The 17,608-nt window shown below is 31.8% G+C and carries 10 protein-coding genes and 6 pseudogenes; 7 read left to right on the top strand and 9 right to left on the bottom strand.

The window, feature by feature from the left end:
* Positions 1 to 67: 67 nt before the first annotated feature.
* The 3 genes from DYE57_RS02355 to DYE57_RS12205 all read right to left on the bottom strand — a co-directional run bounded on the left by DYE57_RS02355 (position 68) and on the right by DYE57_RS12205 (position 1,935).
* Complete coding sequence (locus DYE57_RS02355) at positions 68 to 448, bottom strand: GtrA family protein (RefSeq protein ID WP_115312719.1); 381 nt, start codon at positions 446 to 448, stop codon at positions 68 to 70.
* A gap of 18 nt (positions 449 to 466) precedes the next feature.
* Positions 467 to 685 (bottom strand): hypothetical protein, encoded by a 219-nt coding sequence (locus DYE57_RS12210; RefSeq protein WP_232619687.1) that lies wholly within the window; start codon positions 683 to 685, stop codon positions 467 to 469.
* A gap of 899 nt (positions 686 to 1,584) precedes the next feature.
* Entirely contained in the window at positions 1,585 to 1,935 is a 351-nt protein-coding gene (locus DYE57_RS12205; RefSeq protein WP_232619688.1) for a hypothetical protein, read from the bottom strand.
* Positions 1,936 to 2,186: 251 nt separating this feature from the next.
* Here DYE57_RS12205 and DYE57_RS02345 point away from each other — a divergent pair.
* From DYE57_RS02345 to DYE57_RS02335, 3 genes and pseudogenes are all read left to right on the top strand, one after another.
* Positions 2,187 to 3,319, top strand: a pseudogene (locus tag DYE57_RS02345) (glycerate kinase family protein).
* A 54-nt stretch (positions 3,320 to 3,373) separates the two neighbouring features.
* Complete coding sequence (locus tag DYE57_RS02340) at positions 3,374 to 4,072, top strand: hypothetical protein (RefSeq protein WP_115312718.1); 699 nt, start codon at positions 3,374 to 3,376, stop codon at positions 4,070 to 4,072.
* A 165-nt stretch (positions 4,073 to 4,237) separates the two neighbouring features.
* Positions 4,238 to 5,443 (top strand): putative multidrug effflux MFS transporter TcaB, encoded by a 1,206-nt coding sequence (locus DYE57_RS02335; RefSeq protein ID WP_165417830.1) that lies wholly within the window; start codon positions 4,238 to 4,240, stop codon positions 5,441 to 5,443.
* Positions 5,444 to 5,489: 46 nt separating this feature from the next.
* Here DYE57_RS02335 and DYE57_RS02330 read toward each other — a convergent pair whose 3' ends face one another.
* Positions 5,490 to 5,957: a GyrI-like domain-containing protein gene (locus DYE57_RS02330; protein ID WP_115312716.1), complete on the bottom strand. Its 468-nt coding sequence runs from the start codon at positions 5,955 to 5,957 to the stop codon at positions 5,490 to 5,492.
* A gap of 154 nt (positions 5,958 to 6,111) precedes the next feature.
* On the opposite strand from DYE57_RS02330, the gene DYE57_RS02325 reads away from it, so the two are divergent.
* Positions 6,112 to 6,726 carry a C39 family peptidase gene (locus tag DYE57_RS02325; RefSeq protein ID WP_165417857.1) on the top strand — a complete coding sequence of 205 codons (615 nt, stop codon included), beginning with the start codon at positions 6,112 to 6,114 and terminating at the stop codon, positions 6,724 to 6,726.
* Positions 6,727 to 6,792: 66 nt separating this feature from the next.
* On the opposite strand, the pseudogene DYE57_RS02320 reads toward DYE57_RS02325, so the two are convergent.
* A pseudogene (locus tag DYE57_RS02320) lies at positions 6,793 to 7,602 on the bottom strand (metallophosphoesterase).
* Positions 7,603 to 7,952: 350 nt separating this feature from the next.
* Between DYE57_RS02320 and DYE57_RS02315 the strand changes: the two are divergent.
* Positions 7,953 to 9,186, top strand: a pseudogene (locus tag DYE57_RS02315) (amino acid permease).
* Between the two features lie 156 nt (positions 9,187 to 9,342).
* Here the strand turns inward: DYE57_RS02315 and DYE57_RS02310 are convergent.
* Positions 9,343 to 11,172, bottom strand: coding sequence for an APC family permease (locus DYE57_RS02310; protein ID WP_115312714.1), 1,830 nt, complete (start codon positions 11,170 to 11,172; stop codon positions 9,343 to 9,345).
* A gap of 284 nt (positions 11,173 to 11,456) precedes the next feature.
* Between DYE57_RS02310 and DYE57_RS02305 the strand changes: the two are divergent.
* Together DYE57_RS02305 and yidC are read left to right on the top strand one after the other, a co-directional pair.
* Positions 11,457 to 12,969 (top strand): annotated as a pseudogene (locus tag DYE57_RS02305) (serine hydrolase domain-containing protein).
* 170 nt (positions 12,970 to 13,139) lie between these two features.
* The gene (gene yidC, locus DYE57_RS02300) at positions 13,140 to 13,967 is read left to right on the top strand and encodes a membrane protein insertase YidC (RefSeq protein ID WP_115312713.1); all 828 of its coding nucleotides are present in this window, start codon (positions 13,140 to 13,142) and stop codon (positions 13,965 to 13,967) included.
* A 263-nt stretch (positions 13,968 to 14,230) separates the two neighbouring features.
* On the opposite strand, the pseudogene DYE57_RS02295 reads toward yidC, so the two are convergent.
* From DYE57_RS02295 to DYE57_RS02285, 3 genes and pseudogenes are all read right to left on the bottom strand, one after another.
* Positions 14,231 to 14,666: pseudogene (locus DYE57_RS02295) on the bottom strand (DUF1440 domain-containing protein).
* A gap of 131 nt (positions 14,667 to 14,797) precedes the next feature.
* Positions 14,798 to 15,644 (bottom strand): annotated as a pseudogene (locus DYE57_RS02290) (2-dehydropantoate 2-reductase).
* 156 nt (positions 15,645 to 15,800) lie between these two features.
* On the bottom strand, positions 15,801 to 17,201 hold the full coding sequence (locus DYE57_RS02285) for an MFS transporter (RefSeq protein WP_115312712.1): 1,401 nt from the start codon (positions 17,199 to 17,201) through the stop codon (positions 15,801 to 15,803).
* Positions 17,202 to 17,608: the final 407 nt, after the last annotated feature.

Below are 17,608 nucleotides of genomic sequence, written 5' to 3'. Positions count from 1 at the left end.
TTTTTTTAATCACGTTTGATAATTAAAAGTACCACCTAAATATATTGACTTAGCATGGTACGATAAATTAATCCTTTAATAACCACTTTGAAAGAATAAATGTAATAGGAATAGTGATAACTAATCCAGCAAAAGGTGCAATTTCCGATGACACATGAAACCATTTTACAAATACATATAAAAGTACCGTTTGTATTCCCATATTAATCACTTGAGTTAAAGGAAAACTAAGAAATTTCTTCAAAGTTGGTTTAACTTTATAAACAAAATAACAATTTAGGTAATATGAAATGATGAAACTTACAATAAATCCTGCAATATGACTGACTAAGTAATTAACATTTAATAACTTAAGAAGGAAAAGATATACAATATAGTAATTTAAAGTATTAATTACACCCACTATTACAAATTTAATGATTTCATAATGTGTTTGGTTTAATCTCATATGTTTCTCCTTTAATACTTATTCATTTGAACCATACGGCATGATTTTAATTTTTAAATCTTTAGGTAAGTGATAATAGTTCTTAAAGTCGTTGAAATGTTGACTTGTCATTGGTGTTGAAAAGGGTGTATAGTTTTCGAATGACAACTTTTCTAAGACTATATTATTGTGACGCTTCCCATGAGCGAGTTGTTGTTCAATTTCTACAATTCTTTGTACACTATTAAAGTATATCAAACTAAATCATAAAATCGTGATAGTACCTACTGTACATGCCAATATTCGTAAAATGAACTGTACATAGGAAGTTGTAACCTTATATTGTTTAATAATACAAAGTAAAATTATAAGCCATAAAACATATATATAGTAAAAATTTCTATTGCCTATCGGTGATACGAATAATAGCGGTATCACTGATAATGCAATCGAAAGAAGACATCCAAGTGCAATCATACAGGTATAACGCTCATTTACAATCACTATCAAAAAATAAATGAGACTAACAAAATAGATAAAACATACGAGCACATTAAGTATATCTATGAACAATACCTTTTGATAAGACTCAAAATTAAATTGATCATAGACCATCACTTTATAAAATGAAACCGTAAACAAACTCATTATGAGTGCTACTCTTATCACTATCTTTTGACTTCGAAATCTTTCATTTCGATATAATAATCCCGCAATAATTAATGAAATAATTGTTAAAATCAGATATTGATTAAGATGTATTTAGGTAATTGCTCTAATACTGTAACACCCATTTTATGTATAAGCCTTTTACTATCTGAAAATGAGTAATATACACTTTGTCCATCTTTAATTTTAAAGTAAATTGGATTTTAAAACATGATAATAGCACCAATCAAGCTAAGCATTAATCTCATAATTAAGTAATAGCTCAACTTTCTTTTAAAATAGAAGTATAAGATACTACCTATTAATATCACTAAATTATTTGTTATTGAAATATTTTCAAGAAAAAATTGTCCACATAAACTTGCTAATAGAAATAACCATAAATATATATCAGAAAGTATTTTGTTATCATCAACAATACGAACAACTATATAAAATATATAAAGCGCAATGATTGTTGAAGGAATATAATTATAAAAACCAGCAAATCATCCGTATGTTTCCCCATAAATTGAACTAGGCATACACAAGAGTGCTATAAAGCTGATAATCACATAGAATACATTTTTATGTACTTGAGCAACGAGTGTACATAGATAAATGATTCCACATGAAAGTGTAGCATATATCAATATTTTTAAAATGCTACTATTCATGGCAAGCCATTCAAAGAGATTTCCTAAGTAACGTCCATTTTCTTGTGAAATATGATGCATGAGTTGACTTAAATGAACGTGCCAATCTACATACGACAATGGTGTAATCACTGACATAATACTATAATATACAAAAATTCCTATATACCACAAAAGGTATTCGTTGTGTCTTAGTTGCTTCATGGTGTTCCCTCTCTGCGCTTTTTTAGTTGTGATATTTTTATCACCAATTATAAGAAATGAGCTAAGTATGACAGTAAATTTGATGATAGCTATTACTCTAGTTTAAAGTATCAAATTCTTTATTTATTTCATTATAATCATATTATTATACAATTCACTATCTATTTCCATCTTAAATAATAAGATTACTTTAGTTAAACTTAATTTTTATATAGAATGAAAGTAAGATATCTATTGAGGAAGTGATGCGAGTGTCTCATTACAAAGTAGTCATTGCACCAGATTCATTTAAAGAAAGCATGACAGCAAAGGAAGTTGCTCAAACTATTCAAGAAGGATTTCAAAACATATTTGACGAAAATGTGATTTACGAAATTATCCCTATGGCTGATGGTGGTGAAGGAACGACTGAAACATTACGAGAAGCACTCGATGCTACTAATTATACGGTTAAAATCAAAGATCCATGATTAGAGATATTGAAGCTAATTATGCAAGAAGTGATAAGCATCAAACCGCAATTATTGAATTGGCGGCTGCCTCAGGTTTAGCATTACTAGACGACAATGAACGCAACCCACTTTATACAACTACTTATGGTACTGGGCAACTGATTAATGATGCGCTTAATCATAAGGTTAAAAAGATTATTTTAGGTATTGGGGGAAACGCTACGAATGACGGTGGCGTTGGCATGTTACAACCTTTAGGTATTTCATTTAAAGATCAGTATCAACATGAGATTCAACCAGGCGGTATTAATTTAGCAAATATCGAAAGGATTGATGTCTCTCATATCAATCCTAAGTTACAAGATATTGAAATTAAGGTGGCGTGTGATGTAACAAATCCCTTTTTAGATCAAAATGGGGCCACGGCTGTTTATGGTCCTCAAAAAGGTGCAACACAAAAGATGATACCAAAGTTGGATTACGCACTTAATCACTATCATGATAAAATTGAATTAGAATTAAACAAAACGATTAAACATATTCCTGGAGCAGGCGCCGTTGGAGGAACAGGTGCTGCATTATTGGCATTTTTAGATGCACAATTACAACTAGGAATTGAAGTTGTTCTTGAAGAAACACATTTTACAAATCGAGTAAAAGATGCCAATCTAGTCATAACAGGAGAAGGTTAAATAGATAAACAAACCATTTATGGGAAAACCCCTATAGGTGTTGCCAAAGATTCTAAAGCTTTTCATATCCCTGTTATTGCCATTTGTGGTAGCTTAGGTAAAGACTATCAGGAGATATACATTCACGGAATAGATAGTGTGTTTAGTATTATTGAGCATCCCGGCGATTTAAATGATGCTCTCCAAAACGGCACACGTTATTTGAATCACACCGCAACCAATATCGCTAGGTTAATATAACTCAAGATAAAAGGAACAACAATTGATAAAGAAATTTTTTAATGAGGTGGCAGAATGAAAAGAACAGATAAGTATAGAAATTCTTACAAGTATGACAATCAATACCAGAACCATCGAAGACATTCAGAAGAAGATGAGTATAGTCACACACAACAGTCTCAAAATAGAATGAATCATCGACCTGACCAACAAAAAAATCCTCGAGACTACGAAGACCAACCAGAGCGTTACTATAATGGTCGTGACTATCGTAGAGAACAACAGTTAGAAGAGGAAAATGAAAAATCAAGTAAAACGAAAAAGTGGCTCATCGCTATCATTATTATTTTATTAATTATCGTAGCAATCTTTATCACGCGTGCAATCATGAATCATAACGATGATAAAGCAAGCAATGATCCAAATGTATCTCAAAATTATGAAAAACAAGTTGAAAGTCAAAATGACGATATCAATCAGCAGGTAGACTCAGCTAAGAGTGACATTAAAAACAAAAAAAATAGTGAATCTCAAATTGAAAAATTACAAAATCAAATTGATCGATTAAAACAACAAGAACAAAACAATGCCGACTCCAAGTTCACTCAGTTTTATCAAAAACAGATTGATAAACTTAAAAGTGCCAATAACGCTCAACAAAATAACGAAAATCAAAGCAAAATCAATAGTATGCTAGAAGATATTAATACAAAATTTGATAGCATCAAATCAAAGTTAGAAAGCATTTTAAATGGTTCCAATTCAGGAAATTAAAATAATTAACGATTCTCTAATCAGTAAACAATCCTAGGAAGATTTATAGCAATATATCTTCTTAGGATTTTATATATTCAAATATCAATATTAACGTTATGTAATTACAAATTCATGTAAAACGTATATAATTAATGCTGTAACTTTTTTAAAAGGAGCTTGATGATGACGACTTCAAGTGCTCAACACTTTCCAAAGATATTAATCATTATACTAGGCGTTATGACAGCATTTGGTCCATTAACAATCGACATGTATGGACCCTCTTTACCTAGAGTTCAACAAGCGTTTGATTCTACAACTTCAGAAATTCAACTCACATTATCCTTTGCGATGATAGGTTTAGCTATTGGTCAATTTCTCTTTGGCCCTTTATCAGATGTTTATGGTCGCAAAATGGTTGCACTTATTTTATTAGCTGTCTATCTTATAGCGACTTTAATATCAATATTTTCAATTCATTTAACACTATTCTTAGCTATCAGGTTGATTCAAGGACTAACTGGAGGTGGCGCAATTGTCATTGCTAAAGCTTCTATAGGACATAAATATGATGGGGATGAATTGGCGAAATTTTTAACTTCATTGATGGTTGTTAATGGAATCATTACAATTATTGCTCCACTTTTGGGAGGTTTGTCATTATCTATTGCAAGTTGGAGAATGATATTTGTCTTCCTTACAATGATTACTTTAATTGTATCGATAGGTATTCTTCTTAAAATGCCTTCTCATATCCAAACGTCACATGTACAACTTAATTTCAAAACAATATTTAAAGACTTTGGTCAACTACTAAAAAGACCTGCATTTGTCATACCAATGTTATTGCAAGGTTTAACTTATGTCATGCTATTTAGTTATTCTGCCGCTTCTCCTTTTATAACTCAAAAAATGTATCACATGAGTGCACTACAATATAGCTTTATGTTTGCAATGAACGGTATTGGATTAATTCTTTTAAGCCAAATTACTGCTATCTTAGTAGAAAAAACAAACCGACATACTATGTTGATTTATTTAACAATATGTCAAATCATTGGTGTCATCATTCTCATATTAGCTCTAACGTTGCACCTTCCTTTATATGTACTACTGATTGGCTTTTTTATCAATATTTGTCCCGTCACTTCAATTGCACCATTAAGTTTTTCAATGGCAATGGCTGAACGTTCCGGTGGAAGTGGCAACGCATCAAGTTTGCTTGGCTTATTTCAATTTATTTTAGGTGGTATGATTTCACCACTAGTAGGTTTAAATGGTCAACAAGATATGACGCCTTATTTACTTATTATAAGTATGACAGCTATTTTACTTATTGTTCTTCAATTAATCTACTTTAAAATGATTTCTAGTCAATCAAAATCATAATTAAAAGGCAATTTTTGCATGGTAGAATCAGAAATTGCCTTTTTTTCTAGTCTACAGGTAACCAAATTTCAGTTACGTAGTCTTTACTTTGCATATTTCCTTCACTGTACACTTCAAAAAAAGGGCCATTTTTAAAATGAATCTCACTATTGTTCATTAATTTACTATGAACTTGTTTCATTGTTTGTTGCACACTTTGTGGAACAGGTCCAAGTGCTTCAACCACCATATAGTTGCCAGCATCTATGTTGAATGTTTCCAATCCATCATGAGGTTTGTCATCACTGGTCACAGCAATTGCATAATTCATAGTTGAATCTTCTTGAGGTATACATATACCTAGTAATCCATGGAATATATGATTGCTCTTTTCTAATAAACGTTGATCTAGCTTCATATTGTGAACATCTTCCCAAAAGTCTGGAATATTACTTTGTGCATGCCCCCTGCTTTTAAAATGTCTGTATACACCAATAACCTTTATATCTCCTATTGATTGTTTTTTAAAGTCCATTTTAGTTACCCCTATCTCATGTTTATTTTAATTTTTATAACCCTTTTCAGAAACGATTACCACTATCAATGTGCTAAATCATTTTTATATACTAAATGAATGGTACGTTATATAATATTGTTTGTTGTATATATTATATTTCGTCGAGGAAAATATTATGAAGAAAATTTTACCAGTTAAACCTATAAGCCAATTATTCCCAATACCTATAGTCATGGGATGTGAAGGTGTTTCAGCTGCGATGTTACTACAATTTAATCATTATTCTGTAAAAGCTACTGAAATTATGAGTAAGTGGCCGAAACATCCTAATAATCCTTATAAAGGATACGTGGGTCATCCACTATTGGTTAAATTGGGTCATCATCAAACCATTTTTCCTGATGCGTTTGTTCCTTATCTTACACAATATGATTCACATTTTATTAATGGTACAGGTACAAGTTTGAAACAACTTGAACACGTCATCAATCAAGGTCAACCCGTGATGATTTATCATACAAGTTTAGGTGCAAAGGCACTTCGACGCGTATTTCATTTAGATAACAAACCGACCAAGCTAGTTTCAAATATTCATATTACGTTATTAATTGGATATGATGAACATTACCATTATTACATTGATCCGCTATGGAGTCGTTTATCAAAATATATTATATTCCCATCTATCATTCCTAACAATAAACAAATTATTAAGATTAAAAAAGAAAAGTTAGAACAAAGTTATAACGCACCAGGTCAAAAATGTATTTATATTCAACCTCATTAATAATCATAATAAAATAAACCACAAGGAAATAAAGTTATTTCTTTGTGGTTTGCTATATTCCTACACTTATATATGAAATTCTACTAATGCATCATTCATTTCTTTAACTATATCTTGAGTTCTCCATTGTCTTTGATAACCTAAACAAGGGCAAATATAATGAATACCATGTTCATAAAGTTTTTTTCTAAAATGAACATGCCCTATAATACTATAACGAATAGGATAATTTTCATAAATCTGATCGAAATCATGTGTACCTATAAATGCATTAAAAAAATCGAAAATACGATGAGGTGTAGGTACTACAAATTGAGGATGCGTGACGACATGCGTCACTAGAATGATTTGCCTGTTTCCTACTTTCTTGATATCCGATTCTACCCTTTTTGCAGCACTTATAGATAGTTGCTGATCAGAAATAGACCAGTCTATACGAACTTTATCTTACCAAGTTCCCCCATAATGTTGTCCCCTTTCTATTTTATACTGAGAAAAACGGCTATCTGTGTAACTATAATCATAGCAACCTGTATGCCCTACTATCGCCCAAGAATCGTTAATGATATGAGGATTTCCAATTAAACACTCTGCTTTTGACTGATAAAATTCTAGTATTTCCGCTGAAGATTGATCAGTTTCATCTATCCAAAAGTCATGATTACCCGGAATAAAGACAACAGATATCTCACTATTAGCTTTTAACTGTTTAATAAATTGATAGCTACGTTGATAATGATTGGAAATATCTCCCGCAATGATAAGCATTTCTATGTCTCTTTGTTTAACAACATCACATAGTGTTGTTATATATGCTTTTAGCATTAAATGTGAATGTCGATCTATATGTAAATCTGAAATTACACCTATTTTCATCTTCACTACCCACTCTTTCACTTTTAATACAATAAACATCATTATTACATAGTCCATACTGATTGTTAATCATTGAGCATGATACAAATACTTGCTATTTCAAAAATAAAGACTATAATTAATCATAATTTTCATTATAAATATTCCAACATATTGAAATTAAAATAATTATAAGTAATAGTTATCATAGTCATACAAATATATGTATTTACTTATATTTCTGAAAATTCTTGCTTTATAATTATGCTTTCTATAACATTATGTTTAAGTAAACGCTTTCATAAAAGAACTTTTAGGGGGAAGTTTATGGCTAGGCAGTTGCATAGAGAATTGAGTAACAGTCACATCCAATTGATAGCTATTGGCGGTGCAATAGGTCTGGGTTATTTTTAGGTTCAGGGCAAACAATTGCATTAACTGGACCACCACTGTTATTCACTTATATGATTATTGGTATGATATTATTCGCATTTATGCGTGGATTAGGAGAATTACTGCTAAGCAATTCTAAATTTAATTCGTTTGATGATATCGCCGATGAATATCTAGGATCTTTTGGTGGCTTTGTTATTGGTTGAACATATTGGATTTGTTGGATTGTTTCAAGTATGTCTGATCTTACAGCTACGGGACAATATTTTGCTTTTTGGTATCCACAAGTCCCCCATTGGCTAACTGTACTATTCATTGTATTGATTTTAATCTCGTTTAATTTACTCGGTGCTCGATTATTTGGGGAACTAGAGTTTTGGTTTTCAATTATTAAAGTCGTAATAATTATTGCAATGGTTATCGTCGGTCTCGTACTTATTTTTCTATCATTTAAAACAGAATATGGTCATGCTTCATTTGGAAATTTAGTTCATCATCATGGAATGTTCCCTCACGGAATATTCGGTTTCTTAATGTCTTTCCAAATTGCAGTTTATTCATTTATTGGTATTGAACTGATTGATGTCACTGCTGGAGAAACAAAGGAGCCTGAAAAGACAATACCTAAAGCAATTAATAACGTTCCTATTAGAATACTACTTTTCTACATTGGAGGACTACTCGTCATTATGTCAGTCATCCCATGGTATAATATTGACCCAGACAGCAGTCCATTCGTTAAATTGTTTACTTTGATTGGCGTGCCATTAGCTGCTGGTATTATTAACTGCAGCTGCTTCTGCAACAAATAGTGGAATATACTCTAACAGTAGAATCTTATTTGGATTAGCTAAACAGGGATTAGGGCCTAAAAAACTTACAAAAACCAATGCTAATGGGATACCATACTTATCAATGTTCGTATCATCATTCGCCTTATTAATTGCAGCACTGCTTAACTTTATTTTTCCAAATGCAATACGATTATTTATCTATATCACAACGCTATCAACTGTTCTCTTCTTAGTTGTTTGGGCAATGATTATTATGTCTTACATTGTCTATAATCCACAAGAACATAAAGAAAATAAATTTAAATTAAGAGGTGGTCGAATGATGGGATACATTGTACTTGCTTTCTTCTTCTTCGTATTTATTTTATTATTCTTTAGCAACAATACCCGAGCTGCTATTTTTATTTCACCACTGTAGTTTATTTTCTTGTTCTTCTATTATAAGAAATATAAAAAGAATGCTGAGGCGCTTGCACGTAGACAAAGCACTTCAGATCAAAGAATTAGTAGAAATATTTAAATCTAAAAAAGGATCAAAAACCCATCCTAGAATGTACGTTCTGACCCTCTTTTTTTATTTCATAAGTTTAAATGGAATAGTACATAATATAACATTTTTTTGATAAATCAAATGCATTTTTAATCTTACACTTGTTTGATTGTGTAATAAATTGTGCCAAGGTTTTTTGGGAATAAATTCTGGTACAACTACAGTGATTAAATAGTTTTGATCATTCGCTTTTTTGCGAATCTTATCAATAAAACGCGATATAGGACGAATGATACTTCTATACTCAGAATGCAAAATAACAAGCCTTACTTCAGGGAAATGACGTTTCCACTTAGCCAAAAAGGCCTTTTCATCCTCATCACCAAATGTGACATGCACTGCGATAACATCATTATTTGCCAGCATTTGAGCATAGTAAATAGATTTATCTACTGCTGTTGTAATGCTTTGAATAGGAACAATCGCCAAACTACGATCAACAACTGGTATATCATGGACATCAATATCAGATCGTAATTCATCTGCAATATTTTTATAATGTACATTAATTCTTATAAATACGAGTACGACAAATGGTAAGAATAAAAGAATTGGCCATACTTGATTGAATTTAGTGACTAATAAAATCATAAAAACAATAAAAGTAATCGTTCCACCAACTAAGTTAAATGACAGTTTGATACTCCAACCTTTAGGTCGTTCTCTAGTCCATTTTAAAACCATACCAAATTGAGCTAGTGTAAATGGAATAAACACACCTACCGCATATAAAGGTATTAGGTTTTCAGTCATACCATTAAACACAATAATTAAGATAATGGCTAACACACCTAATGTAATGATTGAGTTAGAATAGCCTAATCGATCACCACGCACGATAAACATACGTGGCATATATTTATCTTTAGACATTGATGCTGCTAACATTGGAAATGCTGTAAATCCTGTATTCGCAGCTAAAACTAAAATCATTACAGTCGTTGCTTGTACAAAGTAAAATGCGACATTTTCACCAAATATTTTTGAAGCGAGCTGTGAAAGCACTGTCGTTTCGGTTTGTGGCATAATGCCATATACATATGATAATGAGACAATACCCACTAATAGAACGGCTAATATTGTACCCATCATCACTAAAGTTTTAACAGCATTTTTCGGTGCTGGATCTTTAAAGTTAGTGACAGCATTAGAAATCGCTTCGACCCCTGTTAAGGATGATGCACCAGAAGAAAATGCTTTTAAAAGTAAAAATAACGTAACGCCTGGTACTGCAGTTCCAACAGTTGACTGCATGTGTGGATGTACATCCCCAATAGCGACACGATATGTTCCTACAATTATTAGAATAATTAATCCTACGATAAATAAGTAGACTGGATAAGATAATACAGTTGCTGATTCAGTCAACCCTCGTAAGTTCATAATCAAAATAAACAATACTAATAAACAAGCAATTAATACTTTAAAGTGATACAAATTAGGAAAGGCAGCTACAAAAGCATCTGCTCCTGATGAAATACTCACAGCAACTGTCAATATATAGTCTACTAATAGAGAACCGCCTGCAAGCAATCCCCATTTTTCACCGAGATTCGTCTTAGACACCATATATGCGCCCCCGCCCTTAGGATAAGCATATATAATTTGACGATACGACATAATTAAAGCTGTAAGTAATATTAAAACAGCACCGGCAATAGGTAAAGTATACCAAGAAGCGACTGCTCCAATTACCGATAAAGTAATCAAAATCTGCTCTGGCCCATATGCAACAGATGATAAAGCATCGGAAGACAAGATTGCTAGACCTTTGAATTTTGTAATTTTTTCATCCTTCAAATCTCTATTTTTCTTAGGTCTACCGATTAAAAGTCTTTTAAATTGATTGAACATGACTCCTACCTCTTTAACTCTTATATCGATGGGTACACTATACTCCCATAAATTTAAAATGTATAGGTTTTTCACATATTTTTTAACACCTCATTTACTCCAATAGTGTTATTGTACACTTATTTTTAGTTGAAAATTTGCAACTTTTAACTAAAAAAACTAGTTGTAAACGATGTAATGTGACTTCATTTGAATAATTTTTCAAAAAAACTGTTATAATAAACTCACTTATTACATCTAAATTGTGAACAATAAACTGAAAGGAATTAGGTAGAGGATGTTCAATGAAAAGAAAAAAGTTTAAAATCACTGTCGTCACACTAATTATTTTATTATTTGTAGCCATAGTAACTAAGCACTACACTGCTCATAGTAAAAATATAACAATGCTTACAGATCATTCTCAAACACAAATTGATAGAATGGTTCTTTCAACAATGGAAAAAGGAGATATCCCCGGTGTCTCTGTGTTAATTATTAAAGATAACAAAGTCTTTATGGATAAAGGATATGGGTATGCCAACGTAGCACAAAAGAAAAAGGTATCCCCGAAAACAAAATTTGAAATCGCCTCTAATACTAAAGCTTTCACAGGATATGCTATCTTGCAACTGGTTCGTGAAGGAAAGGTCAATCTAAACGATAAGGTATCTAAATACATACCTGATTTTTATATGAAATATGACGATGAAAAACAAGATATAACCATCAAACAATTGCTCGGTCAAACTAGTGGAATACCTTTTGATATCACTGAAGAAAATCATTATTTTAAAGATTACAATACGATAGACCATATTGTTAAGTATGCAAAAGGTAAGTCGCTAAATCATAGTCCAGGTGAAACATTTGAATACTCCAATATGAATTACGATATTCTAGGACTAGTCATTCAAAATGTATCACACAAATCTTATATTTCTTATATTCAACATCACATTTTAAACCCTCTAAATATGGTGCATACGACATTCAAAACTACGAATGTCAAAGGTAAAGATGATGCGACGGGCTATGAATTATTCAATGGAAATGTAGAAAAATCTAAACCTGAATTTAATATTGGAGACACACCCGCCGCCTTTATGATGTCTAGTACTAAAGATTTAAGAAACTGGGTTAAATTTCAATTAAAGCCACCAGTGACTAGTCAACCTCTTATCGAGACATCTCACAAAGCTTTTGCTACATCTATCGGTAAAGATGATGCAGACGGTTATGGTGCAGGTTGGTTCGTCAATACGGATGATAATATTATTTTTCATACAGGAATACTAGACAATTTTTCATCTGAAATCTTGTTAAATCCTAAAAAATCTTACGGAATCGTTGTTTTAGCAAATATGAAATCTAAACAAGTATTTGAATTGGCGAACAATATAAACTCACAAATTTTAAATAATGATCATTATACAACACTTGAAGACAAGATAAATCAATCAAAAAGTGAATAACTTACAACCACAATCATTGCTATACTTGGTACGTTATTATTTACAATGTTAACGCTAATGAGATTTACGACGTAAACTTTTAATTTATAACGATAAAAAGCAATCTTTCATCACTTTTATCATCATCATTACTTTATTCACACTATTTAATATAGTGGCTTATTTACTTCCAATATTTATTTTCAGTGGAGCAAGTTGGTCATTTATCTTATCTTGGTTACCTTCATACCCAAAATGGTTAATTGCAAGTATCTATTTCTTTGTTTTAATGGTAACAGTTTGGTTATCGCTAATCATTCTGACTAAACAATCAAAGTCATTAGTTATCAAACAAAACATTTAAGAAAATAATATGAACATTTAGTAATCAGTAGTGACGCATAGGCATAAATTTTGTTACTTTAAGAGCGTACAATCAAATTTAAATTTAATTACTTTGTGCGTAATTGTTAAAGGCGAATATTAGAATAATTATATATATACTAGGAACAGATAGAAAAAGGAAGTATAGCTATGCGTAAACGATTGATTTTTATAATAATGAGCTTAATTGTATTATTGGCAGGATGCGACTATTCTAAAAAGGAAAATCAAACTGGTATTTTTTATAGCTTTTTCGTTAAACCTATGGATGGGTTTCTTCACTTTTTAGGAAGACTTTTTCATGATAATTACGGATTTGCGATTATAGCCATCGTGCTTATCGTACGTTTTATCTTACTTCCTTTAATGTTAATTCAAGTTAAAAACATGCATATGATGCGAGAAAAAACGAAAATTGTACAACCAGAACTAGATGCTGTACGAGAAAAAATTAAACACGCTGATTCACAAGAAGAACGAAATGCAGCTAATCAGCTTTTAATGAAAAAATATAAATCATATGACATCAATCCACTAAAAAACATGATTGGATGTCTGCCCGTCATTATTCAAATGCCTATTTTGATGGGCTTATATATGAGCTTGAAATATCCTACAAGTGATGGAATCACTAAGTATCATCATTTTTTATGGTTTGACTTAACTAAGCCAGATATTATTATGACTTTTATTGCGGCAATGATGTATTTTATACAACCACTTGTCAACTCAATACATTACCCTAAAGAACAGCGCAAGACATATTATTTTATGATGGTGTTTTCACCACTATTTATCACTTACGCCTCCCTACATTCAGCGGCAGCTATAGGCTTATACTGGAGTATAAGTGCTGCTTTCTTAATCGTGCAAATGCATTTTGCACATTCATATTACCAAAAGCTTGCTCGACATGAAGCGCTTCAATTACAACAAAATTTAACAAGTAAAGAAGCCGAAGACATTAGAAACCACTGATGAACTACTAAAAAAAGCACGATATACAGCACACGTTTAGAGACTATATCTCTACTTAAACTCGCTGTAAATCGTGCTTTATTTCAATTTATTGAAGACATTTTATCTTTTACAAGCCTGGATCTCCATAATTTCTCTCAGAAATTCTACAGACATTGCAAGTTGGGGTACGGGGGACCTCGGTGGGTCAACGAATTTAATACGATTTCTGTACCACCCTCATATTATTTGATAGCTAATGTTACAAATTCAATCGAATTCATCTAAATCATATGTGCGAATAGCTCAGAAAGTCGTCCTTCTTTTGGTAAATCTTCAACCTCTGGTGTTATACCAAGTCTAGGAAGTAAGTATTCAGGGAAAAGAATATGAATCATAATACCAAATGCCCCTCCTCTAAACGTTGAGAATTTCGGACATTTTTCTGTAAGCAGCGCATACACAAAAGCATTTGCTATTGAGAACCCATAATGTACACCCATCACTGTAATTGGAATGTCATTTTGATTATAGGTATATTTAGCGTTTTTCACATTTTCTGATAAGTTAAGTTTATGAAGTAATGTCATTGGTGGAGGTTCTTCGTCACGTTCAGGTGTTCTTGGCGGAACAAGTGCTTCCCATCCCCATTTTAACTGCACCACCAATAAATCCTCCTGCAATACCTGTCAACATGATTCTCCTACATGTGTTAGACATGATAACAACTCCTTTTTATTTGCATTGTTCGTTTTACCCGTTCAACAAATGACTCAAGCATATCTAACATTCCACAAAAAAAGTAGTACACATCTTTTTAAATGATAAAGATAATGGACTACTTATATTATTTATTGTGCTTGACGCTGGCTTTCTTTTGAATGAATAAGATTAGTGACAAATTCATTTACTGGTGTAGGGATTTTATTTTCCTTTCCTAATTGTGAAACTGCACCATTAATATAATCGATTTCAGTTTTACGATTATCATTAATTAAATCTTGATACATTGACTGATAGTGTGGCCCTACTTTTTCGTTTAAATCAATTAAATAGTCAAATACTTCGTCAACATTAAGATAGACATAATCTGAAGTGGCAACGTGAACAATTTCTTGAGTTATCTTGTATATTAAATTCTGAGCATAAGTGCTATCATTTAACATCGCTAGATTACATTATTTAATTCAGATTTTTGTAATATATCAACAATGACATTGACATTCTTCTTGCCTTCTGGTTTAAGATGACCAATTTCTACTGGACCTGGCCCATTAGATGAGTATGTCCTGGTTGCTCAATTCCAGCAGTCCAGGTTGTTACACCGCACACTATTCTGTCTACTGAAACATATTTTTGGATGATACATTCATGTTTCAAGCCATTCATGGTACATACAACAATCATTGTTTCATGAAGATGAGGATGAATATATTTGAGAATTTCTTCGAGTTGCATTGATTTTGGAAATAAAAATACGACATCATATAATGCATCTGAGGGAATTTCTGTTAGACGATGCATAGGTATATTAAAGTGATGTGACTCACCATTAATGTCAATGTGCAAACCTTCTTGTTGTATCTTTGTAATTTGTGGGTCCTATCCATCGATAAGCGTGACGTCATAACCATGTTGAAATAGCTTTGCACCGAAACCAGAACCTAACGCTCCTGAACCTGCAATTGCAATTTTCATTTATGTCATCCCCTTAGTTAATAATATTGTTTTAAAAATACTACTTCAGTAATGACTAGTCAATAACACACTATGATAATATTTCAATTTTCTGTTAATTGTCATTTAAAAATTAGGGCACACGACATGTGCCGTGATGCCTCTAAATGATTATATTTAAACATTCGATTGCTTTTTCGGAACTAAGAATAATATTGAAACTAACGCTAAAAATGCAACAAGTGCATTAAATATCACACCCGTGAACCCACCTAGCGTTAAATTAAGTTGAGACGCTAACACACTATATACTGTACTTGAAATGGCAACACCAAAGGCATTCCCTAAGGATGAGGCCATTTTGTACACACCTGAAGCAACACCAACCTTATCATCTGGTGCTTGTGCAACTGCAGTATCTGTGGATGGCGTTGCATAAATACCTAATCCTGCACCAAATAACAAATATCCTACAACACTAGCAACAATATACCATGTATTAGGTAAGAACGTTAAAGACAGTAAGATTAAGCCTAATAGTGTTAATCCACTTCCCAGTAATAATGGACGTTTAGGTCCTAGTGCTTGCAGAATCATTTCACCCACACGTATCATTATTAATACTGCAACTAAGTACGTAAGTGAAATATATCCTGTTTGTTGAGAGTTAAAATCTAATTGCTGTTGATAGTATGTATTTACAACGATTAATGTCCCCCCTGCAACACCATTAAGCATGAAATTAGAAACTGTTGCTCCTGTATATCCTTTGTTTTTAAAAATATCAAAATCAACAAGAGGATGCTTGATTTTATTTTCATAGATAACAAAGCCAATCAAAGAAACAACAAATAACACGATAAGTCCTAAAATGATTGGAGAAAACAAACCTAAGTTAGACGCTTGTGTAATGATAACATTAATACTTAACATGCAAACGACTAAAATAATTAAGCTAATCACATCAAACTTCTTCGTTTCTAACGGTTTATCTCCTATAGGTTCAGCTTTTGTTTCTGGCGTATGTTTGATTAAAAACATTGATAGAATCGTCAATATAATTGATACTATGAAGATTGAACGCCAACCTAAATTTGTTGCCATTAATCCTCCAAACAGTGTACAAACACCACTCCCCCCCCATGAACCTATTGACCAATAACTTAACGCTCGTTGTCTTGCAGTCCCAATATAATATTTATTGATGATTGCCAACGTAGCTGGCATAATGCATGCTGCAGATAGACCTTGAACAGCACGACCAATAATCAACAAACTTGGTAAAGGTGTGATAATGATTAAAACTGAACCAATAATATTGAGAATCAAGCCAACATATGTAAGTTTTACTCGTCCGAATTTATCTGCAATATCCCCTGCGCCTACTATAAATAACCCTGAAAATAACGCTGACAGACTGACGGCAATATTTATGGTACCTATATCACTGTTATATGATGATTGTAAAGGAACAACCAAATTAACAAGTGACTGTGCGAATAACCAAAATGTAATAACCCCTAAAATAATCCCCAATAATAGACGATTATCTCCCCTAAAATTTTTTGAAGTATCCATCAATCACTTACTCCTTCTACTTAAATTAGAAACCTTAAATAAAACGATACATCTGACCTCACAAATCTCTAAGTTGTTCTCTACCTTTTAAAGTTTTACATTAAGAAACTTTATCACACTTGTAATAACTTTTTAAATGATATAAACATAACGTAATGAATGTTCAAATATAAGATTATTATAAGTGTTATCTTGATTTTACAATCAATTTTTTGTAATTTTTAGAAAATTTGTAAATATAGAAACATATTCTACACTATCTACTTTTAATTTTCCATACTATAATTGATATTATCAATATATGACTCAAACAAAAAATGTATAGATGATGCTAATGTAAGTGCTTTATTTAAATGTAAAAATAAATTTTTTTGTAGTTCGTCGAAAGAAATTTAATGGGGATTGAC

Source organism: Staphylococcus saccharolyticus (assembly GCF_900458815.1).
Lineage (GTDB): Bacteria > Bacillota > Bacilli > Staphylococcales > Staphylococcaceae > Staphylococcus > Staphylococcus saccharolyticus.
The sequence above is the reverse complement of the archived record's forward strand: the minus strand, read 5'-3'. Positions and strand labels throughout refer to the sequence as shown.

Bases quoted from the DNA above. Each gene is read 5' to 3' on its own strand.
- DYE57_RS02285 (WP_115312712.1), bottom strand. From the start codon at position 17,201: ATGGATACTTCAAAAAATTTTAGGGGAGATAATCGTCTATTATTGGGG.
- DYE57_RS02330 (WP_115312716.1), bottom strand. From the start codon at position 5,957: ATGGACTTTAAAAAACAATCAATAGGAGATATAAAGGTTATTGGTGTA.
- DYE57_RS02355 (WP_115312719.1), bottom strand. From the start codon at position 448: ATGAGATTAAACCAAACACATTATGAAATCATTAAATTTGTAATAGTG.
- DYE57_RS02340 (WP_115312718.1), top strand. From the start codon at position 3,374: ATGAAAAGAACAGATAAGTATAGAAATTCTTACAAGTATGACAATCAA.
- DYE57_RS02310 (WP_115312714.1), bottom strand. From the start codon at position 11,172: ATGTTCAATCAATTTAAAAGACTTTTAATCGGTAGACCTAAGAAAAAT.
- DYE57_RS02335 (WP_165417830.1), top strand. From the start codon at position 4,238: ATGACGACTTCAAGTGCTCAACACTTTCCAAAGATATTAATCATTATA.
- DYE57_RS12205 (WP_232619688.1), bottom strand. From the start codon at position 1,935: ATGAAGCAACTAAGACACAACGAATACCTTTTGTGGTATATAGGAATT.
- yidC (WP_115312713.1), top strand. From the start codon at position 13,140: ATGCGTAAACGATTGATTTTTATAATAATGAGCTTAATTGTATTATTG.